The organism is Parasaccharibacter sp. TMW 2.1884, assembly GCF_023337695.1.
Lineage (GTDB): Bacteria > Pseudomonadota > Alphaproteobacteria > Acetobacterales > Acetobacteraceae > Bombella > Bombella apis.
Genome location: NZ_QORR01000003.1, coordinates 219,069 through 240,196 on the forward strand (window position 1 = coordinate 219,069; position 21,128 = coordinate 240,196).

Sequence of the window (21,128 nt, forward strand, 5' to 3'; positions counted from 1 at the left end):
TTCCCTCTGTGGGAATGGTTTATTTTTAATTAACAAAATGACTTGCCTGATATGGCTTTCCACGGTGATACTGGTCGTGGGAGCAATCCGGTGAAGGAAGCCGTCCCATATGACAATGTGGGATGAACGGATCGGGACGGCCCAGTGTATCTGATTGTCAGGTTCCAGAAGCTGGCAGTTGCGTCATGTGTGGAGTACAGGGTGAGTTGTGATGTATGACGTCCTTATTATTGGTGCGGGATTTGCTGGACTGACACTGGCCTATCAGCTCAGGAAAAAGTCCAGTGACCTGCGCATTGCCATTGTGCATGATTCTTCCTTTCCCCTCGATGACATATCAGACAAGGTCGGTGAGTCCTTCAATGAAATAGGGGCTGTTTATTTTGATCAGATGCTCGGGCTGAAGGAATTCATGAAGGAGCGTTACCCGCGGAAGCTGGGAATGCGTTTTTTCAAGATCAATGAATCATCCTATCAGGAAATGGGTTACAATAATTTCACTCCCAACCATGCCTTTCATTTCGAGCGTGGGAAGCTTGAGAATGATCTTTTTGACCTTGTCAAAGACAAGGTGGATTTTTACCTGAACCATAAATATCTTGATTTCGAAACGGTTGATGGTGAAAAGCACGTTCATGTTCTGGACAGGAATGATAAAAGTTCCAGAACGTTGAAAGCGCACTGGCTTGTTGATGCTGCCGGGCTGAAGAAGCTGCTGGCCCGTAAATTCGACCTCACACACAGGTTGCCACTCAACCATTCGTCTGTCTGGTTCCGGGTTGGGGGTGGTGTCAATGTGGATGATTTTCTGCCACTGACCAGCGACAACCCTTTCACGACGGAGAATCGGTCATGGAGCTCCATTCATCTGGAAGGTGTAGGGTACTGGGTATGGATCCTGCGTCTTTCCGAGAACGTGACAAGTGTCGGCATCATTTTTGATGAGAACATGTACGAGTTCCAGGATCTCGCCACATGGGAGAAGACAAAGCTCTGGTTGAGAGACAATGTCCGGGTCCTGATGGATTATCTTGATGAGGAACAGTTTCCCATCATGGACTTCAGGATCTTGAGGCGGTTTGCTACCCAGTCTGATTATTGGGTGAGTGATGAGCGCTGGGCTCTGGTGGGGGATGCCTACGGAATATGGGACCCCTACTATTCCAATGGATTTGACCTGATTGGCATGCAGAATACGATCCTGACAGAGCTGATCCTCGCAGAACGTGCTGGCCAGGAGATCCATCAGCGCATCCAGGGGGCCAACCGGTTCATAAGCGATGTCATGAGGGGGTTTGCCGCCACCTTCACGGATTTCTACTCACGGAAAGACCGCTGGTACTACATCTGTTCAAAATATAACGTCGACATGGCCGTCTATTTCCCGATATTGGCCACCATCGTGCATAACTCCTTGGAGTCCATGTTTGTGGATGAAGACCCGGTATTCCGGGACAGGGTCCTGTTTTATCTTGAGGAGGGTGGAGGTATCTATTTTCAGCTGATCCATCTCCTGGCGTCTGACGAGTTCAAGAACAATGGGGTGGACGGGTACGATTACATGCCGCTCAATGCGGATACATATCATGCTTTCGTCCCGGAAATGGATATCCCCTATCATGAGAAAGAGCGGGTATTTCCCATTCTGGAAAAGAACTGCAATCTGCTCTGGTGCGTTTTCCATTATCTGAAATCAGGCCGCAACTATATGGATTTCATAAAGAACGGGGCCTATTTTGCCATTACGGAACAGACGGACCCCGAGCGTTACAGGGATAACCCGGACCAGCTGGAAGCTGATCTGTTCCATTCTGCCTGAGGATATTACGGTCTGGCTGGGATGGCGTGGGCCTGGAGGAACCGCTCCAGTTCCACGTCTCCTGCTGTGGCCTTTATGCGGCATGAGCTGGCGATCTGGGGGACGGTTCTGTCCGTTTCCGGTGGAGAGACCAGTCTGACGGGCACTTCCAGGGAGCGGGCGAGCAGACGCATCCGGCCTGCATCATGGCGGCTGCCATAAAGACCATCCCCGATGATGGGTGTGCCCAGTGCGGCGCAATGGACACGGGCTTGGTGGGTCCGTCCTGTATGGAGGGTCAGCTCCAGCAGGCTGGATGTTCCGTCACTGGCCAGAACACACCATGACGTCCGGGCCAGATGGCCCTGGTCAGTCTGGGAAGGGTGTACTGTTTCGGGCATGGGGTCGGAGACCATTTTCCATCCCTGCCGGATTGAGGAAACACGTCGCAGCAGGGTTGTGAGAGTGCCCTGCTGTCTGGTGGGATGTCCTTCAACCAGTGCCCAGTACCGTTTGATGGTTTCATGTGTGGCAAAGGCCTTCTGCGCAGCAACAAGGGCTGATTTGCGTCGGGCTATGAGAAGGCACCCTGCCGTATCAGCATCCAGCCGGTGGACCAGCCACGGGCCGCCCCGCTTCTGGGGGAGCAGACGGCTCTCGACACTGTCCTGGACTTTGGGGCCGGGATGGGCGGCAAGTCCTGCCGGCTTGTTGATGACGACAAAATGACGGTCCTCCCAGAGGAGGGGCAGCTCCTTTCCGGGCTGGAAGAGGGGAGGGGGCGCCATGGGTCAGTCCTCGTCATCAGGATCGTGCCGGTCCAGCCCCAGAGAGGCCTTTGTTGCCAGAACATCCCGTTTTCCCACATGGTTGGCAGCGCTGATGATACCTTCTCTCTCCATCTGGTCGATGATGTTGGCAGCCCTGTTATAGCCTATGCGGAGATGGCGCTGCACGAAGCTGGTGGATGCCCTCTGGGCCCGGACGACAAGTTCCGTTGCCTGTTCATAAAGGGCACTGTCCTGATCTTCATCAGAACCTTTGCCGCCCCCTTTACCGCTGGAGGATGCATCTTCCTCTTCCTGTTCGTCAGCCAGCACCTCGGTGTTGTAGACAGGAGAGCCTTTGGAGCGCAGGTCGGCCACCACGGCTTCGACCTCTTCATCACTGATGAACGGCCCATGCACACGGGTGATGCGGGCACCACCCTGCATGAAGAGCATGTCACCCCGGCCAAGAAGCTGTTCGGCCCCCTGCTCACCCAGAATGGTGCGGCTGTCGTATTTGTTGGTGACCTGGAAGGAAATGCGGGTTGGGAAGTTGGCCTTGATCGTTCCGGTGATCACATCAACAGAAGGACGCTGCGTGGCCATGATGACATGCACGCCAGCGGCACGGGCTTTCTGGGCCAGACGCAGCACGGAAGCTTCAATCTCTTTACCGGCCACCATCATCAGGTCAGCCATCTCATCAATGACGATGACGATGTAGGGGAGGTGTTCCAATGGCAGGCGATGTTCGTCAAAAACGGGGCGGCCCGTTTCCGGGTCGTAGCCTGTCTGGATGCGGCGGGTAGGTGTTTCACCGGAGGCTTTCAGGTGGCGTATCCGGTCATTGTAACTGCTGATATTCCGCACACCATGATCCGCCATCAGGCGATAACGGCGGTCCATTTCCTGTACGGCCCATTTCAGAGCACTGACAGCCTTGGGTGGTTCGGTCACCACCGGGGTCATCAGATGCGGGATGCCGTCATAGATGGACAACTCCAGAATCTTCGGGTCGATCATGATGAGGCGGCAGTCTTCCGGGCTGAGCCGGTAGAGCAGCGAGAGGATCATGGCGTTGATCCCGACTGACTTGCCGGACCCGGTCGTTCCGGCCACGAGCAGATGCGGCATCCGTGCCAGATCGGCCATGATGGGCTCCCCGGCAATGTCCTTGCCAAGGGCCAGTGGCAGCTTGCTGCGGTTTTCTTTCCAGGCCGTTGAGAGCAGAAGCTCAGGGAAATAGACTGTCTCACGGGTCTTGTTGGGGACCTCAATCCCGATGACATTCCGGCCCGGCACTGTGGCGATGCGGACGCTCAGTACGGCAAGGGTGCGGGCGATGTCATCAGCCAGTCCGATCACCCGGGAGGAGCGCACGCCAGGGGCTGGCTCCAGCTCATAGAGTGTGACGACTGGCCCGGCCCGGTAATCGGTAATGGTTCCCTGTACGCCGTAATCATCCAGCACTTTTTCCAGCATCTGGGCATTGGCCTGGAGAGCCTCTTCGGAAGGACCAGTTTCGTTCTGGTCTGGCAGCGGGTTGAGCAGGCCAATGGAAGGTGGCAGCCAAGCGGAAGGGGCTGTCATGCCGGGCAGTGGTCCCGGAGCCATACCGGGTGGTGGCGGAACAGGGCGTGGTGGCATGACAGATGCCCCGCCCGGTTGCATGGAGCCTTCATGGGCCGGAGCCCCGTTCATGCCGACTGCATGATCCGTAGCTGCCTGCATGGTGGGAGCAGCATTGTAGGCTGTTTCTTCCACCATGCCGGAAGAGCCCGACCCGGCGCCCGCCGCCGGGCTGGTAGCGGCCATGAAGCGCTTCAGGAAGCCGGGCTGCTGTGCCGGACCGGAAAGTTCCTGTGGCTGGATATCCAGGGGGGCGCCAGAGATGTCGTCATGGGTCTCTTCCGCATGGCGGCGCTGGACCGTGCTTGTCCGCCCGGGGTCGTGGCGGATATGGGCCAGCATACGGGCATAGGGATTGTCGGCTTCGTCTTCCGGCTGTGTGGCCTGAAGGGCGTCTTCTTCCTGGACAGGGACCGGGTCAGGCCGGGGAGGGGGTTGTGTCTGGGCGGAAGAGGGCTTCTGCCAGGGGGCCGCCCCCTGCTGCATGGGGGACCATGGCGTGGTGCCGGTGGGGGCTGGTGCTGTCCGCTCTGCCTGTCGGCTGAGGTTGCGCATGATGAAACCGGATGGAAGAGGGGCATTTCCCATGGCCGGGCGTCCATGGCGGATGGGACCGCCAGAGCCTGAAGGATAAGCGACCTGCCGTTCTGCCTCGGGGGTTGCTCTGCGGGAGCGGAGCAGGGCCCTGACAGGGAGGCGCACCAGGGCGCTGAGGCCGCGGCCAACGGAGCGCCACTCCCGCCCCTGCAGCCCCATGGACAGGGGACAGAAGACGGCCAGTATGGCAAGGCTGATCAGGATGGAGAGAATGCCCCCCATGCTGCCAGTTTCACCCGAGACAAGATTCAATAGCTTCTGGGCAAAGAAAACGCCGGTTTCCCCTCCCAGCCCGCTGCTGGTAGGCCAGGCAATGCCCAGCCCGGGAACGGTCAGCTGTAACAGGCCGATCGTCATTGCGGCGGCCGGACAGAACAGTGCCGCAGCTACGAGGCGGAGCAGAGGCAGGCCAAGATGGTGATGGCGCAGGAGCTGCCACGTCCATGCCAGCAGGACGAGGACAGGGACAATGCCTGCCAGGCCGAGCAGCTGCATCAGCCCATCGGCAATGGTGGCTCCGAAACGTCCGAGCAGATTGGTCGGTTCAGTGCCTGTGGCGGTGTTGAAGGAGGGATCATGCGGGTTGAAGCTGAAAAGGGAAGCCGCAATCGCCAGTGCCATGATGAGGAGAATGACAGCCAGTATTTCCATCATCCGTGCCGAGAGGATGCGGGAAAAGGGGGAGTCATGCCATGCGGGAATGTCCAGGGTGTCGTCCGCCATGTCATGCCCGGGAAATGGGTCAACGGTGCTGGCATGGCTGCGCCGTGAGGCAGGCAGGATGGCACGCAGCTTGGCGGGAAGGCGAAAGCGGGAAAGCACAGGGGCAGATCCTCTGGCGGGTCAGGAAGGCATGATCGGTCCGCAATATAGCCTGTCCGGACTGATTCTGGAAAGCGGAACCACCCGTTCGCCCGGATCAGGGCACAGGGCGGCTGCCTTTGACACTGCCATCATGGCGCCAGACATGCAGCGTGGCAGCGCCGAAACTGCGCTGTGCCAGCAGTTCTGGCGGGGGAGCCGCAAGGCTGGGCAGGAGATGGGCATGGAAGGGCTGGAAGGGCTCTCCAGGGTCCCGGCCATCATTCTGGAGGGGTGTGGTTTCCGTTTCTGCAACAATCAGGGCTCCGTCAGCCACCCAGCCTGCACGCCACAATGTGCGCAGGCCCTTCTGCACCAGCCCTTTGTGATAGGGAGGGTCGAGAAAAATGAGCGTATGAGGCTGAGGCGCCTTGGGGGGATGGGTTACGTCACAATGGCGCAGGCGGGCACGGTCCGCCATGCCGCAGCTGCGGAGATTGGCCTGGAGGGCGGCAATGCCGGGACGGCTTCCTTCCATGAAGGTGGCAAACCGTGCCCCACGGGAGAGGGCCTCCAGCCCCAGGGCACCCGTACCGGCGAAGGCATCCAGTACCAGCGCTTTTTCCAGCTCATCCCGGCCAAACCAGGGAGCATGCATGAGCATGTCAAAGAGGGTCTGCCGGGCGCGCTGGGCTGTCGGGCGGGTGGTCATCCCTGCGGGGACCTGAAGGCGACGGTTGCGGGCTGTACCGGCAATGATCCTCATGGTGTCAGGACCGTGTCCTGCCGGTCCTGCCGGACTTCAGGCCCGGAATCTGCTCCAGCAGGGTCTTGTGCGAGACCTCTTCCAGCTCATGGGGTTTGAGAGTGCCAAGGCTGAAGGGGCCGTAGGAGAGGCGGATGAGGCGGCTGACATGGAGGTTCATGCCCATCATGACCTTGCGGATTTCGCGGTTCTTGCCCTCCCGCAGGCTGACGGTCAGCCATGAATTGTCCCCTTTGGAGGAATCCAGCGTTGCCTCGATGGGACCATACTGCACACCATCCAGCACACAGCCTTTTGCAAGCTCTTTCAGCCGCCGTTCATCCACAAGACCGAAAACACGGACACGGTAACGGCGGATCCACTGGCGGGAGGGTAGTTCCAGCTCACGGGCCAGGCCGCCATCATTGGTCAGCAGCAGCAGTCCCTCGGAGTTCAGGTCCAGCCGTCCCACGCTGACAACACGGGGCATGGCGGCGGGCAGGGAGTCGAAAACCGTGCGGCGTTCTTCCGGGTCGTGATGGGTCGTGACCAGCCCGGCGGGCTTGTGATAGCGCCAGAGGCGGGTCCGCTGGGGTGGGTCCACGGGCTTGCCATCCACGCAGACAACATCACCCGGCTGGATGAAAGTGGCTGGATGGGTGACCGGGCTGCCACCAAGGGTGATGCGGCCTTCCCCTATCATCCGTTCGATGTCACGGCGGCTGGCCACCCCGCGGCGGGCCAGAGCCTTGGCAATGCGTTCACCACGCTGTGTTTCGGAGGAAGGGGATGCAACATCTTTCATAACCTGCGGACATACAGTGTCCGGCCTTTCCTTGGCAATCCATTTACGGCTCTATAAAGCAGTCAGGGAGGGATTTTGTGGTTGGTTTTCCAGTATCAGGGGTGCGTGTGCATGTCTTTTCCCGCCGTCATGACAACACAGCAGGCCATGCAGCAGGCCCTGGCCCTGGCGGATGAGGCTGCCCGCATGGGGGAGGTGCCTGTCGGGGCCGTAGTGCTGGATGGGCAGGGGCATGTTCTGGCCATGGCCCGCAACCATGTCGAGGATCATCACGATGCCAGCGCTCATGCCGAGCTGCTGGCCATGAGGCAGGCAGCACGCCATTGTGGCACGGCCCGGCTGGAAGGCTGCACGCTGGTCGTGACGCTGGAACCCTGCCCGATGTGTGCTGCGGCCATCACCCATTTCCGGCTCAGTCGCGTGATCTATGGCGCTTACGACCCCAAGGGGGGTGGGGTGGACCATGGGCCCCGTCTTTTTGCCCGGCCGGGCTGCCTGCACCGGCCCGGGGAGATCATCAGTGGTGTGCGGGAACGTGAGGCCGGAGCGCAGCTTCGGCGTTTCTTCCGGGTGCTGCGGCAGAGGGACTGATTACCCCAGCACGGCCCGGAGCAGCCCCGTCGTGATGATTCCGCAGAGCATGGTGGGCAGGAGGGAGAAACGTGTGGCGGCCAGAATGGTGGCGAGCAGTCCCAGAATGTCCGCCGGGCGGCCTGTGGCAAAGTCCGGGGCAATGACGGCTACCAGCACGCAGCCGGGCACGATGTCCATGATGGCCTGCATGCGGGGCGAGAGGCAGCGGCCTGCGAGCAGCAGATAGCCGCTGATGCGTGTCAGGTACGTCACCAGAGCCATGACGATAATGGCCAGCAGGGCAGGGAGATGGAGGATCATGCGCCCCTCACCACCAGCAGGGCCGTGATGATTCCGGCCAGCGTTCCAGCCGGGACATACCAGGCTCCGGGTAGCAGGTGATAGACCAGCACGGCAACGCCAAGGCTGACACACCATGGCAGGGCATTGCGGGCCCCTTTCCACATGCCCTTCAGCAGCATGATGAAGACGGCGGGAAAGGCCATGTCCACGCCATAGCGGGTCATGTCACCCAGCAGGTTGCCTGTATAGCCGCCCATGAAGGTGAAAATGAGCCAGCAGAGATACAGGCAGACCGTGATGCCGCCATAGAAGCCGGTGCTGAAGCGGCATCCCGGCCTGTCATGCAGGTCAGCCAGCGTGAGCGCCCAGACCTCGTCACACATGAAGAAGAGCAGCAGAAAGATCTTCCAGCGAGGCAGATGGCGCAGATGCGGGGCCAGCGTTGCCCCCATGAGAATGTGACGGCTGTTGATGAGGAAGGTCACCCCGGCCAGCAGCAGGATGGCAGGGGGAATGGACCAGAGGCCGACAGCGGCGAATTCTGACCCACCAGCAAAGTTGAGGCCCGTCAGCAGGGGAACTTCCACAATGGAGAACCCCTTCTGTACGGCTCTGCTGCCCAGCAGGAGGCCGAACGGCACGAAGGCGATGAGCAGCGGCAGGGATGTCTTCATGCCCCGGAGAAATTCCGGCCAGAATGTGCCCTGCCTGATGGGGGGGGATGTGGTCTGCATGGTGCCTGTTGTAAAATCATGCCGCCCTGTCAGCAAGAGCCTTGGGAAAGGGCCGGAGAGGGACATGGCTGGCCATGCCTTACATTTCTTTTATGTGGCACTTGCTTGCAGAGCGGCCTGCCCTGTTCCTATCTAATAGGACAGTTCCAGTTGATAAGAGTTTAACATCTAGCGTCAGGAAATCTCTGCGATGAAATCGCCTTCCCGTCTGTCTCTGGCATGCATGGCCATGCTGCCCGTGTTGGGTCTGGCCAGCCTTCCGCTGCCTGCCGTGGCCCAGAATGCTCCCATCCGTCCGCAGATGTCGGGCGGGCAGGGGATTCCCGACTTTGTGCAGATCGTAAAACAGGTCAAACCGGCAGTCGTGTCCATCACGGCCCATATCCGCGAGGGCGCTGATGATGAAGAAGGGGGACCATCCGGAGGGAATGGCGGGCCGCAGGGGTTTTCATTCCCGTTCCCGTCCTTTCCCTTCCCGTTCCAGATGATGCCGGGTATGCCGTCCAACCGCATGGTGGAGGCTCGGGGGTCGGGTTTCATCATTTCGGCTGATGGCTACATCGTGACCAACAATCATGTCATCAATGGTGCCACGAAGGTCAGCGTGAAGCTGGATGACGGGACGACCATGCCAGCAAAGGTCATCGGTCATGACGCCAAGACGGACATTGCCCTGCTGCGTGTGAAGGCCGACCATCTGCCTTATGTCGAGCTGGGCAATTCCGACGACGTGCAGCCGGGGCAGTGGGTCGTGGCCGTCGGCAATCCGTACGGTCTGGGCGGTACGGTGACGGCGGGCATCATTTCCGCTCTGGGGCGTGACCTCCATTCCGGTGCCTATAACGACTTCATACAGGTGGATGCGCCCATCAATCACGGCAACTCCGGTGGCCCGCTCATCACGCTGGATGGCAAGGTGATTGGTGTCAATTCCATGATCATGTCGCCCAATGGTGGCGGGTCCATCGGGATTGGTTTTGCCATTCCGTCCGCCACGGTGCGCTCGGTGGTGGATCAGTTGCGGGCCACTGGCCATGTGGTGCGTGGCTTCATCGGTGTGGAGACGCAGGACATAACCCCGACCATGGCCCGTGCCCTTGGGCTGGTCAGCAGCGACCATCCCGGTGCCCCGTCCCATGGGGCGCTGGTGGCCAATCTCATCAAGGGGGGACCGGCAGACAGGGCCGGGCTGAAGAGTGGCGATGTGGTCCTGTCGCTGGATGGTCACGATGTCCGCAGTGCGCACGACCTCGCCGTGAAGGTCGTATCCATGGCGCCGGGTTCCAAGGGGACATTTACCGTGCTGCGGGATGGCAAGACGGTGTCCCTGACCGTTACGGTCGGCAATCAGGCCCGCAGCGGGCAGGAAGGGGCCGGTACGGATGGCAGCACGGCAGAAGCGCCGTCTGGCAAGCTCGGGCTGGCTCTTGGCGTGCTCACGCCCAAGATCCGTCAGGAGCTGGGGCTGGATGACAGCGTGCAGGGCTGTGTTGTGGCCGATGTGGGGCAGGGCAGCCCTGCCGACCATGCGGGCATCCGTCCCGGGGACATCATCGTGGCGGTTGGCAACCAGATGACAGCCAATCCCCATGCCGTGGTCGCGCTGGTGCAGAAGGCGCTCAGGCAGCATCAGCCTCCGCTGCTGCGGATCCTGCGGGATGGCCAGCAGCTCTTTGTGGCCGTTTCTCCGGATGGTTCGGGGGATGGTGATGAAGATGGCGAGGACAGCCAGTAAGATACCGGCCTGGTTTCTGCTGTCTTTCTGAGACTGCCGTGCAAATCCTGCTCTTCCGTAACGGGAAGGGCAGGATTTTCCGTATGGTCTGCTCCAGTCCCGGCAGCGGGGACCATTTACCAGAATGGATGGCCATGTGGCCCTCTGGCTGGACTTCCCGTAAATCCAGCGACCCAGTGCCGTGATGGCTTGTCAGGGCGCTGCTGCTTCCGGGCTCCGGTTCATGGTCGTGCTGTCTGGCGGCCTGTCAGCTGATGAGACTTTCCAGCAGGGCATCCACATCTTCAGGGCGTGTGTAGAAGCTGGTGACAAACCGGACCAGCTGCCCCGGGACTCCTTGGGGAGTGGGGTAGGTGTAGAATGCGTAGCCCTCGGAGTGGAGCTGCTTTACCTGTGCTTCTGGCAGGACAGCAAAGATTTCGTTGCTCTCCGTGGCAAAGGGCAGGTTTACGGCAGGGTGTTTGTACAGCCCGTGGCGCAGACGCTGGCACATGGCATTGGCGTGGCGGCAGTTTCCCAGCCAGAGGCCGTCATGCAGCAGGGCCAGAAGCTGGGCTGAGAGAAACCGCTGTTTGGACCATAGATGCCCTCCCCGTTTGATGCGGCGGGTCATGGTATCCACCATTGGGCGGGTCCGGTCATTGAGGAAGAAGACAATGGCTTCAGCGGCCATGGCTCCTGCCTTGGTGCCGCCAAAGCTCAGGACATCGATGCCCGCCTTCCAGGTGGTGTCGGCGGGGCTGCATTCCAGATGGGCAATGGCATTGCCCAGTCGGGCACCGTCCATGTGAACGGTCAGCCCGTGGTCATGGGCACTTTCCGACAGGGCGGCAATGGTCTCGCAGGAATAGGTCGTACCCCATTCCGTGGCCTGTGTCAGGGAGAGGGCCGTAAAAGGGGGGGCCAGAACACCCTTGCTGCGGTTCAGCTGGAGAGTGGGGGGCAGACTGGCCGGGTCCATCCGTCCCTCTGGAGAGGGAAGGCCGACCAGCTTGGCCCCCTGCATGAAGAATTCCGGCGCACCACCTTCCTCGGTGTTGATGTGGGCGCTCTGGTCGCAGAGGACACTGCCATAGGGTGGCACCATGGCCGAGAGGGCCAGTGAATTGGCCGCCGTCCCTGTCGTGACGGGGAAAACGGCAACTTCTGCCTCGAAGACATCTCCGAAACGCTGGTTCAGGGCCAGGGAAAGATCGTCGTGACCGTAGGAAGGAACATTGCCGGTATTGGCTTCAGCGATGGCCTGCATGACAGCCGGGCAGGCAGGGGTCACATTATCGCTGGCAAAATTCTTGCGTAGATCGTCACGCACGGGGTGAGTTCCTTCGTCTTTGGCTGGAGAGGCTGTCCATTTCCGTTTTCCAGTCTCTAGCGGAAAGATCGGGTCTTGTCATGTCTTGTCCAATGGGCATAGAGAGGCGGGAATACGGGTTTGGCAGAGGGTTACTGAGCATGACGGCAGCATCCAGCGTACACGCAGATGGCGGGGCGGCACTGATTGATGGCAAGGCCATGGCCGCCAGCATGACGGCCGGGATCCGGGAGCAGGTTGAACATCTGGTCGAGCAGGGGCATGAGCTGCCCGGTCTGGCCGTTGTTCTGGTTGGCAATGACCCGGCCTCGGAGGTGTATGTCAAGAACAAGGCGATCCAGACACATCGGGCGGGGATGAAGTCTTTCATGCAGATGATGCCGGAAAGCACTTCGCAGGAGGAGCTTCTGGCCCTGATCGAGGAGCTGAATGCCAATCCCAAGGTGGACGGGATTCTCGTCCAGCTGCCGCTGCCACCGCAGATTGATGCTGCTGCCGTGACCAACGCCATCCATCCTGACAAGGACGTGGATGGTCTGGGTGAGGTCAATACGGGCCGTCTGGCGCTGGGAATGGAGAATGGCATCGTGCCCTGCACACCGCTGGGCTGTCTCAAGCTGTTGCAGTCCGTCCATGAGGACATGACCGGGATGCATGCGGTTGTCATCGGTGCCTCCAATCTGGTTGGCAAGCCGATGGCGCAGCTTCTTCTCCGGGCCAACTGTACGGTCACGGTGGCGCACATCCATACCCGCAATATCGAGGCATTGGCCCGGGAGGCGGATATTCTCGTCGTGGCTACCGGCAAGGCGGGGCTGGTGAAGGGAAGCTGGATCAAACCCGGTGCCACGGTCATTGATGTGGGCATCACCCGTGTGCAGACCCCGGAGGGCAAGAGCCGTCTCGTCGGGGATGTGGTGTTTGAGGAGGCAAGCCAGATTGCCGGGCATATCACGCCTGTTCCGGGTGGGGTCGGGCCGATGACCATTGCTTGCCTGCTGCACAATACCTTTCAGGCAGCGAGTCGTCGCAGGGCTTCTTCAGAGGGCTGAACAGGTTCTGCTGGCCTGGCTGCCGCATGGTCTTTCCGCCCTGCGCAAGGCAGCCATGGCTGGGCAGATGATGGCACTGTCGTGGCAATTGCCCAACAATTGCTTGATTGTTCCACATGGATGGGATATCGCCTGTTCATGCACAGAATGACCGACTGGTCATTTTTCTCCCACAGCATTGCTGGTCCCATCATGCCACGAGGTTTCTGGCCGGGCAGGACGGGGGACGGATGATTTTCATATTCCAGAGGTGACCATGGCACAGTCCGCTACACAGTCTGATACGCAGTCTGCCACACAGGGTGGACAGGAGCAGCAGGCGGGCAGGCCGTTCAGGGACCGTGGGGCACGGAAGCTCATTCTGGTCCTTATTCTGGTCATGGTCGTGCTGGGGATCGGGCTGTATCTCTTTTTCAACCGGAACAAGGTCGAGACGGATGATGCCTATGTGACAGGCCGCAAGATTTCCATTGCGGCGCATGTCAGCGGGTATGTTTCCCGCCTGCTGGTGGATGACAACCAGTTTGTGCACAAGGGTGATCTCCTCGTGCAGATTGATGGCCGGGACTATCTGGCACAACTGCATCGGGCTGAGGCTGCCGTGGCACAGGCCGAGGCGGACATGGTGTCCTACAACCTTTCTTACGCCGTGGCGCAGAAGAATTATCCCGGCCAGTTGATGGCTGCCCAGGGTGCCCTGAAAGAAGCCAAGGCCCGCCTCTTCCGGGCGCAGACGGATTATGTCCGGCAGCATCGTGTGGAACGTGCTGCTACGACCCAGCAGAATATCGACTATGCCCGTGCTGCGCTGGATGAGGCGACAGCCTCCGTTCTTCAGGCACAGGGGCAGCTGACACAGGCTGAGCCGGTGGATGCGAACATTGGCAATGCCTATGCCCATTACACACAGGCACAGGCCACGCTGAAATCAGCCCAGGCCGAGCTGGAGCTGGCCCGCCAGAATGTGGACTGGATGGACATCCGGGCCCCACGGGATGGCTGGGTGTCGCAGCGTACGGTGGAGCAGGGCAATTTCGTGCAGACAGGGCAGGAGATGTTCTCCATCGTGGCCAGGGATGTCTGGATCGTCGCCAATTACAAGGAGACCCAGCTTGCCCACATGCGGCCGGGCCAGAAGGCCGAGATTGAGGTGGATGCTTACCCCCAGCTGCATCTGAAGGGCCATGTGGACACCATACAGAAGGGGTCCGGTGAATCTTTCAGCGCTTTTCCGCCTGAGAATGCAACGGGGAACTTCGTGAAGACCGTGCAGCGCATTCCCGTGAAAATCCTGATCGACAGCGGGCTTGATGATGAACGGCCTCTTTCCTTGGGCATGTCGGTCGAGCCAACCGTCCATGTGGATGAGTGAGGCCGGCGATGGCTGATACATCGACAGAGGAGCATCACAACTGGAAGCCCAGGCATAACCCCTGGCTTGTGGCGGTTGTCGTGACGCTGGCAGCCTTCATGGAAGTGCTGGATACCACAATTGTCAACGTGGCTCTGCCGCATATCGCAGGTTCGCTGGGCAGCTCTTACGATGATGCCACATGGGCGCTGACCTCCTACCTCGTGGCCAATGGGATCGTGCTGACGATCTCGAGCTGGCTGGCGAAGCGGTTTGGAAGGAAACGGTATTTCCTCATCTGCGTGGCGATGTTCACCATGTCCTCCTTCCTCTGCGGTCTCTCCACTTCTCTTCCCATGCTGGTAATTTTCCGCCTGATGCAGGGTTTTTTTGGCGGTGGATTGCAGCCGGTGCAGCAGGCCATCATTCTGGACATTTTCCCGCCAGAGAAACGTGGCGCAGCCTTCGGTCTGACGGCCCTGGCCATCGTGGTGGGGCCGGTTCTGGGGCCGCTGGTAGGAGGATGGCTCACGGACACCTATTCATGGCGATGGATTTTTTACGTCAACGTGCCCTTCGGCATCATGACGGTCATGGCCGTGATTGCACTGGTGGAAGATCCGCCATGGGTGAAGGCCGTGAAGGAGAGGGTGGATGTTGTCGGCATCAGTCTGATCTCGCTGGGTCTTGGCTGCCTGGAGATCATGGCGGACCGTGGTGAGGATGACGACTGGTTCGGCTCGTCTTTCATCACGACCATGGCCATTATCGGGGGGCTGTGCACTCTTGGGGCCATCATCTGGCTGCTCAAGGCCAAGAATCCTCTTCTGCGGCTCAGCGTGCTGAAGGATCGCAATTTTGCCCTCGGAACATTCATGATCGGGGCTGTGGGTGTGCTGCTCTATGCGTCCGCCGTGATTGTGCCGCAGTTCGCCCAGCAGGTGCAGGGTTACACGGCCACCATTGCAGGGCAGCTCATGGCACCGGGTGGCATGGCTGTGATGGTGCTGATTCCCTTTGTGGGAATGCTGATGAAGCATGTGCAGGTCCGGTATCTCATCGGGCTGGGTTTCTTCTTCATGGCCCTGTCCTGCTTCTTCGCAGCCACGCTCTATTCCGATGTGGACTTCTGGTATCTGGTACTTTGCCGCATGAGACAGACAGCCCCACTGGCTTTTCTGTTCGTGCCCATTTCCACCATTGCCTATGCGACCTTGCCGAGGGAGCTGAACGGCGATGCTTCGGCCCTGTTCAGTATGGTAAGGAACTATTTCGGGTCACAGGCCATTTCGCTCTCTACAGCGGCGTTGACGGAAATGCGTCAGGTTCAGCAGACGGATGTGTCCTCACACGCCATTGCCTCACGGCCAGAGTTCCGAAACTATCTTTTCCATGTCCAGCAGCTGGCGGAAGCGCATGGTCTGGCCCCGCTGCGTGCGCATGCTTTTGCCGTTGCCCATATGTATCAGGAGTTTCTGCGGCAGGTGGCCATGCTGGCCTATAATCAGCTCTTCAATGTCCTGGGGATCATGGCTCTCTGTATCGTGCCGTTCTGCTTCCTCATGTCCCCGATGAAGGGCGGTGGCCAGGGGGGAGGTGGCCATTGAAAGCGGAGCAGCCCCGCCGGATGATTGTTTCAGGGAGCGTACATCCTGAGAAAACTCTCCGCCACCATGGTAGCCACGCCGTCTATGCTGTTCTGGCTGGTGTCCACGGGCAGGGAGAGGCGGCACCGGTGGATGATACGGGTCTGGCACATCGTGAGAAACTGCTCGGCAGCAAGGTCGATGTCAGAAATGACCAGTTGGCCGCCTGCATGTTTTTCTGCAAACCAGTCGGCAAGGCCGGTCAGTGTCCGGGAGACACCGTAATGCCAGAGCGTGTCTGCCAGATTGGGGAACTCGTTGGCCTCTGCCACGACGATGCGGTAGAGGCCTATGGCCTCCGGGTCGATCATCAGGGTGATGATGGTGGCTGCTGCCTGCCTGAGGGCCGTGCGCAGGTCAGGCTGAGGCGCCCGGGATACGGATTTCAGCGTGTTGAGGCGTGTGCGGCTGCGTTCTTCGAAAAAAGCCGTGAACAGATCAGCCTTGTTCTCGAAATGGTTGTAGAGCGACCCTTTGGAGACACCTGCCAGATGAGCGATCTGCGACATGGAGGTTCGCTCATAGCCCTGTTGGAGGAAAAGCTGTCCAGCACTCTGGAGTATCTGCTCGCATTTGCGGGAAGCCGCTTTGCTGTTGCGGGGTGGACAGGGGGCCGGGTGTTCGGTCTGGGTCATCGTTTTGTGGAAGGGTTGCTCCTGCGTATGGAGGGGCATGATAGGCTGCTGGGGCGGCATGGTCCATATGGGCGATCTGTTTCTGGCCCGTTTTATGTTGATAATTCTACAGGAGCTTCACAGTGAAAGACGCTCATTTGTTCCGTTCCGTCCGTAAGGGAGTGGGAAACCTGTCTTCACGCGGTTTCAGCTGGCAGCTTCTGTCTGGGGTGGCTCTGCTGGGGCTGGGGGGGTGCCTTATGGTCGGCCCTAAATATCATCAGCCGAAGGATTGGGCCCCGCCGCATTATGACCTGCATAATGGTAGCAACCAGCCGTCCGGCAAGGGGGCATCTGCTAAAGGAAATGGCCCTCATGGGGCCAATGCAGCGCCGGAGGACAGGACCAGTAAACAGGCCTCTCCCGCTTCTGTCGTGACAGAGCTGCCCATGGCGGATGCCTGGTGGAAGAGTTTTCACGACCCTGAGCTGACATCTCTGGAAGACCGTGTGGCCACGCAGAACCTGTCTTTCCTTCTGGCTACCCAGAATCTGGCGCAGAGCCGGGCCCAGATGATCATTGCCGGGGCGGAGCGGTTCCCCAGTCTTTCAGCGTACGGAACCTATGTGCGCTCGCAGCACAGCTCCAAGCAGCTTCAGGAAATCTTCAAGCGTGTAGGCAAGGGGTTCCCAGACCTGCCAGCGCAGGAGGCCAATTTTCTTCAGGGCTCCCAAGAGGCCCAGGTCCCGCTGCTGAACCAGTGGCAGGACAAGATTGATGCAACCTATGAGATCGATCTTTGGGGGCGTGTGGCCTACCAGTATCAGGCGGCAAAATATCTGATGAAGATGAGCGAGGAGGAACGGCGCAGCATTCTCATTGCCCGTCAGGCCGACATGGCCCGTGATTATCTCCAGCTGCGGGGTGATCAGAAACGTCAGCGCATTCTGGCAGATAGCCATGCCACCGTGCAGAATCTGCTTTCGTTGGCGCAGAGCCGCTATAAGAGCGGGCTGGTTACGGAGCTGGATGTGGACAGCATGAAGGCCCGTCTTCATGGAATTGAGGCCCAGCAGGCCAATCTGGATGAGACGGTGGCGCGGGAGCAGAATGCCATAGCCCTGTTATTGGGTATGCCACCGCAAAGCCTGAATGAGGAGCTTGGACAGACGGCGGGTGTGCCGACTGTTCCCCCCTTCGTTCCGGCTGGTCTGCCATCGGAACTGGCCCATCGTCGCCCGGATATCCGAGAGGCGGAAGAGCATCTGCGGGAAACGGTAGCAGAAGTTGGTGAGGCCACAGCGGATTTCTATCCCAAGGTGACCGTGACGGCAGATTTCGGGTTCCAGACCCTGTCTTTCCGGGACCTTGGGTTCTGGAATGCCCGTGCCTGGAATGTCGGGCCCAGCATCTCTCTCCCCATTTTCCAGGGCGGGCGGCTTTATGGTCAGCTTCGTCTGAAAAAGGCAGCGCAGCGTGCTGCAGCCGTGGAATATCGGCAGACGGTTCTTCAGGCCTGGAATGAGGTGGATAATGCCTTGCAGGCCTATCATGATGAGCAGATTCATCATGAAGGATTGGCAAAGACCGTGGATGATGAGAAGCGGGCTCTGTCTCTGGCAACCAGCCAGTATCGGGCTGGTCTGGCGACTTACCTGTCCGTTCTGGAAGCACAGGAGAAACTGCAGGAAGCCCAGCTTGATCTGGCTGCCAGTGACAGTGCGTTCGCAACGGATCTTGCCCGTCTCTACAATGCGTTGGGTGGGGGCTGGTCTGATACCCTGCCTGATAAGGAGCAGGTCAGCCAGGCAGCGCAGCCAACGACACACTGAAAAAGGGCGGGGAAACAGCCATGCAGGCGGGGAGGTTGTGCTGGCCTGCCAGCAGTGGCTGTGCATGGTTTTTTCCTCATGATCCTGCGACTCCACGGTCTTGCTGATGAGACTCGCTGTCAAGGGGAGCCATCTCTTGCCCACAGAGTTTTCCACAGGTGCGAGGGCGCAGAAAATGGCCACCTTCACTGTATTGTGTGAGTGATTATCCACACCTCTTTTCGGGGGTGTGGACTACGTGGATACCTTGTTGTGGGGCAGGATCAGGGGGGATGAATACAAGAAAACCGGCATGAATACATGCCGGTTTTCTTTTGGGGCAATCCCGTCTCCAGCAGAAACAGGAGAAAGCCTTATTTGGTTTTCTGGGCTGCAGCAGTGGCTTCGGTCACGACATTTTCGGAGACGAAGACCAGCGTGTTCAGGGCATCGTTCAGGGCCACGTTGGCAGCCTGGGGATTGTGACCCTGTGCAAAGATCAGGGCACGGTTCACAAAACCCTGGAGCTGGTTCAGCGGAGCCAGAGCAATGATGAAGTCGATGTCCTGCCCGACGAGTTGAAGGGTCTGGGCGGCCTGATCGGTCTGTCCGGCCTTCAGCTGGGCATTAGCCGTTGCCACGGCACTCTTTTTGCTGGGTTCCAGCATGTCTGTTGCGATGACCTCACCCCCGACCGGGACCCAGTCCGTCGGACCGTTCTGGGGTGTGTGGCTGCTGGAGACAGGATGCTGGGGAGCGGGGTGCAGGTCGGCTTCGGCGGCTGTGAACTGTTCACGGGCCTTGGCGGCTGCCTGGAGGTGGGTCACGGCGGCGTTGAGAGCCGGCAGGGCCTGCTCGCTTTGCCCGGCTGCGAGAAACTGCTGGGCCTGCACGATGCTCGCCATGGCCTTCTGGCCGTGTTCGGAGAGATGATGGAAGGCGCGATGCTCTTTTTTGCGCACGCTTTTCACATGCTTGCTGGAGACGGCGGCAGGGGCATTGTTGCTGGCCGGTGCGGCATCATCGGCGAAAGCGGATGTGGTCAGGGCGCCCAGGCCGAAAAGGGAAAGGGCCAGGCCCTTGTGCAGTGTATTGAAGCGCATGGAAATATCCTTGTTCATAGGATGGAGGATGCCCTCCCATGCAGATGGTTGCAGCCCTCTGCGCAGGATGCAGGTCATCCCGATCACAGTGATAACAGCTTAAAAACAGCTCATGTGCAACTGTTATGATCGGGCTGAAAATTCTCAGAAAATCTCGATATGGCTTTTGAAGCCAAGCAGAGCCGCATCCCGGAGATTGCCCTGGCCATTGGGGCGGAAGAAATATTCCAGCAGTGGCTGAAAAATGACACCCCGATAGACATGGATGGCGTAGTTGACTTCAAACACGGCGGCATGACGCTGTACGCCAGTTGCATGGTCCGGGAGGCGGCTGAACTGCTGTGTGTCTAGCATCATCGTCTCGGTGGCCTGCACACCGGGGGCAATTTTCTCGTAGGTGAAGGAAAGACCAAACGTGTCAAAGGGGCGGGAGCGGAAAATTCCACGGTCTATGAGAGCCCCATAGGCTTCCCATTCCCGCAGGGCGATCCGTTTATCATTATAGAGGAACCCCCCCAGCAGCGTGATGCCCCGTTTGCTGCTGTGGTAATGGTTCAGGATATGCTGGTCGGCCATGAACCAGGCGCCGTAACCGTCATGCCGTGTGCGGGGTCTGCCATGGGTCAGGGCGTAGGGACGTCCCTGCTCATCAAGATAATTGTCGGGGCTGGGGGCGGTCATCATCACGCCGCCGACCTTGTAATGCCCGGGATGGTTTTTGCCGAAGAGGGGCTCCCATCCCATTTCAAAGGGGAGGCGGAACCCGTTGATGTTGCCGCCATTGAACTTGAAGCCGGTACGGTGCTGCTCGTTCTTGTAGATGCCGTTTTCTCCGGCATAGAGGCCGCTCTGTATATAAAGGAAGCGGGAGGGACGGACCCGGATGCGCCCAGCCCAGACAGCTGCAGGATAACCGCTGACAAAGCTGCTGTCCGTGGCGGCCTTGGGCCGTCCGCAGATGCTGCCATTCTGGAAGTTGCAGAAGAGGGGGCTGTTCTGGAAGTCCGACATTTCCGCCATGCGGCCGGCAGCGATGGCAAGGCGGCCATTGAACAGGTCTTCTTCACCATAGGCCATGACGAGATGGACAACCACATTGCCGCCACCGCCGTAATCTTCCGATGCATGGTTCAGCCAGTCACCAAACATGCGGTTGGCTGTTGTTCCATAGCGGCCGACAACAATGCTGTGTGTGGAAAAACCCCGCAGCCCGATGAGCTGTTCCCAGTTTATGTTGAGTGAGGCGGCATATTGCCCGGCATTGCTGGCGCCCTGTTTGTAGGGTGCGAAATGCTGGGAGTTGGGATAGTTTTTCTTGGGCGGCGTGATGGCCCCGGCAAATTCATTCGTATTGTCGAGGAGGAGGGCAATGCCCCGTTTGCGCAGCCAGTCCGTCATGCCAAAGCCATGGGGAAAGAGGGCCTCCGGCCTGCCAAAGGGAGGAACCGAGGTCGTATAGCCGCCATGGGCAGGCAGGGGGGTATCAACCCGGAGCAGGGGTTCGTTACCGACGATTTCATCAAGTACCTGTGCCTGCGCACCGGGGGTGGCGAAGCAGAAGAGGGCGACTGGCAGCAGCCAGGACCAGTGCCTGGCCAGCTTTTTGAGAAAAACTGATGAATAACGGCGTAGTTCTTTTAGAGAAATGGGTACGTTCTGCCGTATGGGGCAAGAGAATATGGCAGGCATAATAGTCCCCATTTCTATAAAAAGAACCCTGACGGTACGAAATTGCCCCCAAGAAAGAGCGCA

Annotated in this window: 17 protein-coding genes; 7 read left to right on the forward strand and 10 right to left on the reverse strand. The window is 59.3% G+C overall.

The features are described from left to right. The first annotated feature begins 211 nt into the window (after positions 1–211). Complete coding sequence (locus DTI93_RS06445; protein ID WP_043562029.1) at positions 212–1,819, forward strand: NAD(P)/FAD-dependent oxidoreductase; 1,608 nt, start codon at positions 212–214, stop codon at positions 1,817–1,819. A gap of 5 nt (positions 1,820–1,824) precedes the next feature. On the opposite strand, the gene DTI93_RS06450 is transcribed toward DTI93_RS06445, so the two are convergent. The 4 genes from DTI93_RS06450 to DTI93_RS06465 form a co-directional block, all read right to left on the reverse strand. After that, positions 1,825–2,586 (reverse strand): RluA family pseudouridine synthase, encoded by a 762-nt coding sequence (locus DTI93_RS06450; protein ID WP_249080017.1) that lies wholly within the window; start codon positions 2,584–2,586, stop codon positions 1,825–1,827. A 3-nt stretch (positions 2,587–2,589) separates the two neighbouring features. After that, positions 2,590–5,613, reverse strand: a complete 3,024-nt coding sequence (locus DTI93_RS06455; protein ID WP_249080019.1) for a DNA translocase FtsK — start codon at positions 5,611–5,613, stop codon at positions 2,590–2,592. Positions 5,614–5,710: 97 nt separating this feature from the next. Next, on the reverse strand, positions 5,711–6,358 hold the full coding sequence (locus DTI93_RS06460; RefSeq protein WP_043562032.1) for an RsmD family RNA methyltransferase: 648 nt from the start codon (positions 6,356–6,358) through the stop codon (positions 5,711–5,713). Positions 6,359–6,362: 4 nt separating this feature from the next. Continuing rightward, on the reverse strand, positions 6,363–7,142 hold the full coding sequence (locus tag DTI93_RS06465; protein WP_043562036.1) for a pseudouridine synthase: 780 nt from the start codon (positions 7,140–7,142) through the stop codon (positions 6,363–6,365). 111 nt (positions 7,143–7,253) lie between these two features. On the opposite strand from DTI93_RS06465, the gene DTI93_RS06470 reads away from it, so the two are divergent. Then, positions 7,254–7,733: a nucleoside deaminase gene (locus DTI93_RS06470; protein WP_227431393.1), complete on the forward strand. Its 480-nt coding sequence runs from the start codon at positions 7,254–7,256 to the stop codon at positions 7,731–7,733. Here the strand turns inward: DTI93_RS06470 and DTI93_RS06475 are convergent, their stop codons facing one another. Together DTI93_RS06475 and DTI93_RS06480 are read right to left on the reverse strand one after the other, a co-directional pair. Then, entirely contained in the window at positions 7,734–8,036 is a 303-nt protein-coding gene (locus DTI93_RS06475) for an AzlD family protein (RefSeq protein ID WP_043562038.1), read from the reverse strand. Further along, positions 8,033–8,752, reverse strand: coding sequence for an AzlC family ABC transporter permease (locus tag DTI93_RS06480; RefSeq protein WP_052349255.1), 720 nt, complete (start codon positions 8,750–8,752; stop codon positions 8,033–8,035). The genes DTI93_RS06475 and DTI93_RS06480 overlap by 4 nt, the downstream gene beginning before the upstream one ends. Positions 8,753–8,942: 190 nt before the next feature. On the opposite strand from DTI93_RS06480, the gene DTI93_RS06485 reads away from it, so the two are divergent. Next, a complete protein-coding gene (locus DTI93_RS06485) occupies positions 8,943–10,487 on the forward strand; it encodes a Do family serine endopeptidase (RefSeq protein WP_043562042.1) in 1,545 nt (514 codons plus the stop codon). A 247-nt stretch (positions 10,488–10,734) separates the two neighbouring features. Here the strand turns inward: DTI93_RS06485 and DTI93_RS06490 are convergent, their stop codons facing one another. Beyond that, positions 10,735–11,799, reverse strand: a complete 1,065-nt coding sequence (locus tag DTI93_RS06490; protein WP_086431761.1) for a low specificity L-threonine aldolase — start codon at positions 11,797–11,799, stop codon at positions 10,735–10,737. Between the two features lie 140 nt (positions 11,800–11,939). On the opposite strand from DTI93_RS06490, the gene folD reads away from it, so the two are divergent. The 3 genes from folD (at position 11,940) to DTI93_RS06505 (ending at position 15,809) form a co-directional block, all read left to right on the forward strand. Next, complete coding sequence (gene folD / locus DTI93_RS06495) at positions 11,940–12,851, forward strand: bifunctional methylenetetrahydrofolate dehydrogenase/methenyltetrahydrofolate cyclohydrolase FolD (protein ID WP_086431762.1); 912 nt, start codon at positions 11,940–11,942, stop codon at positions 12,849–12,851. A 256-nt stretch (positions 12,852–13,107) separates the two neighbouring features. Further along, complete coding sequence (locus DTI93_RS06500) at positions 13,108–14,223, forward strand: HlyD family secretion protein (RefSeq protein WP_043562047.1); 1,116 nt, start codon at positions 13,108–13,110, stop codon at positions 14,221–14,223. Between the two features lie 8 nt (positions 14,224–14,231). Further along, positions 14,232–15,809: a DHA2 family efflux MFS transporter permease subunit gene (locus tag DTI93_RS06505; protein ID WP_043562050.1), complete on the forward strand. Its 1,578-nt coding sequence runs from the start codon at positions 14,232–14,234 to the stop codon at positions 15,807–15,809. Positions 15,810–15,838: 29 nt separating this feature from the next. On the opposite strand, the gene DTI93_RS06510 is transcribed toward DTI93_RS06505, so the two are convergent. Next, positions 15,839–16,522, reverse strand: a complete 684-nt coding sequence (locus DTI93_RS06510) for a TetR/AcrR family transcriptional regulator (protein ID WP_227449770.1) — start codon at positions 16,520–16,522, stop codon at positions 15,839–15,841. A gap of 83 nt (positions 16,523–16,605) precedes the next feature. Here DTI93_RS06510 and DTI93_RS06515 point away from each other — a divergent pair, with 83 nt between their 5' ends. Continuing rightward, positions 16,606–18,294 carry an efflux transporter outer membrane subunit gene (locus tag DTI93_RS06515; RefSeq protein ID WP_248630302.1) on the forward strand — a complete coding sequence of 563 codons (1,689 nt, stop codon included), beginning with the start codon at positions 16,606–16,608 and terminating at the stop codon, positions 18,292–18,294. 353 nt (positions 18,295–18,647) lie between these two features. Here DTI93_RS06515 and DTI93_RS06520 read toward each other — a convergent pair whose 3' ends face one another. Together DTI93_RS06520 and DTI93_RS06525 are read right to left on the reverse strand one after the other, a co-directional pair. Beyond that, positions 18,648–19,376 (reverse strand): YfdX family protein, encoded by a 729-nt coding sequence (locus DTI93_RS06520; RefSeq protein ID WP_249080021.1) that lies wholly within the window; start codon positions 19,374–19,376, stop codon positions 18,648–18,650. Between the two features lie 144 nt (positions 19,377–19,520). Next, the gene (locus DTI93_RS06525) at positions 19,521–21,065 is read right to left on the reverse strand and encodes a carbohydrate porin (RefSeq protein WP_081562663.1); all 1,545 of its coding nucleotides are present in this window, start codon (positions 21,063–21,065) and stop codon (positions 19,521–19,523) included. Between the last annotated feature and the right edge of the window lie 63 nt (positions 21,066–21,128).

Excerpts from the sequence above, each read along its gene's own strand:
- DTI93_RS06475 (WP_043562038.1), bottom strand. The coding sequence starts at position 8,036 with ATGATCCTCCATCTCCCTGCCCTGCTGGCCATTATCGTCATGGCTCTG.
- DTI93_RS06485 (WP_043562042.1), top strand. The coding sequence starts at position 8,943 with ATGAAATCGCCTTCCCGTCTGTCTCTGGCATGCATGGCCATGCTGCCC.
- folD (WP_086431762.1), top strand. The coding sequence starts at position 11,940 with ATGACGGCAGCATCCAGCGTACACGCAGATGGCGGGGCGGCACTGATT.
- DTI93_RS06505 (WP_043562050.1), top strand. The coding sequence starts at position 14,232 with ATGGCTGATACATCGACAGAGGAGCATCACAACTGGAAGCCCAGGCAT.
- DTI93_RS06460 (WP_043562032.1), bottom strand. The coding sequence starts at position 6,358 with ATGAGGATCATTGCCGGTACAGCCCGCAACCGTCGCCTTCAGGTCCCC.
- DTI93_RS06520 (WP_249080021.1), bottom strand. The coding sequence starts at position 19,376 with ATGCGCTTCAATACACTGCACAAGGGCCTGGCCCTTTCCCTTTTCGGC.
- DTI93_RS06445 (WP_043562029.1), top strand. The coding sequence starts at position 212 with ATGTATGACGTCCTTATTATTGGTGCGGGATTTGCTGGACTGACACTG.
- DTI93_RS06465 (WP_043562036.1), bottom strand. The coding sequence starts at position 7,142 with ATGAAAGATGTTGCATCCCCTTCCTCCGAAACACAGCGTGGTGAACGC.
- DTI93_RS06480 (WP_052349255.1), bottom strand. The coding sequence starts at position 8,752 with ATGCAGACCACATCCCCCCCCATCAGGCAGGGCACATTCTGGCCGGAA.
- DTI93_RS06500 (WP_043562047.1), top strand. The coding sequence starts at position 13,108 with ATGGCACAGTCCGCTACACAGTCTGATACGCAGTCTGCCACACAGGGT.
- DTI93_RS06450 (WP_249080017.1), bottom strand. The coding sequence starts at position 2,586 with ATGGCGCCCCCTCCCCTCTTCCAGCCCGGAAAGGAGCTGCCCCTCCTC.
- DTI93_RS06510 (WP_227449770.1), bottom strand. The coding sequence starts at position 16,522 with ATGCCCCTCCATACGCAGGAGCAACCCTTCCACAAAACGATGACCCAG.
- DTI93_RS06525 (WP_081562663.1), bottom strand. The coding sequence starts at position 21,065 with ATGCCTGCCATATTCTCTTGCCCCATACGGCAGAACGTACCCATTTCT.
- DTI93_RS06470 (WP_227431393.1), top strand. The coding sequence starts at position 7,254 with ATGTCTTTTCCCGCCGTCATGACAACACAGCAGGCCATGCAGCAGGCC.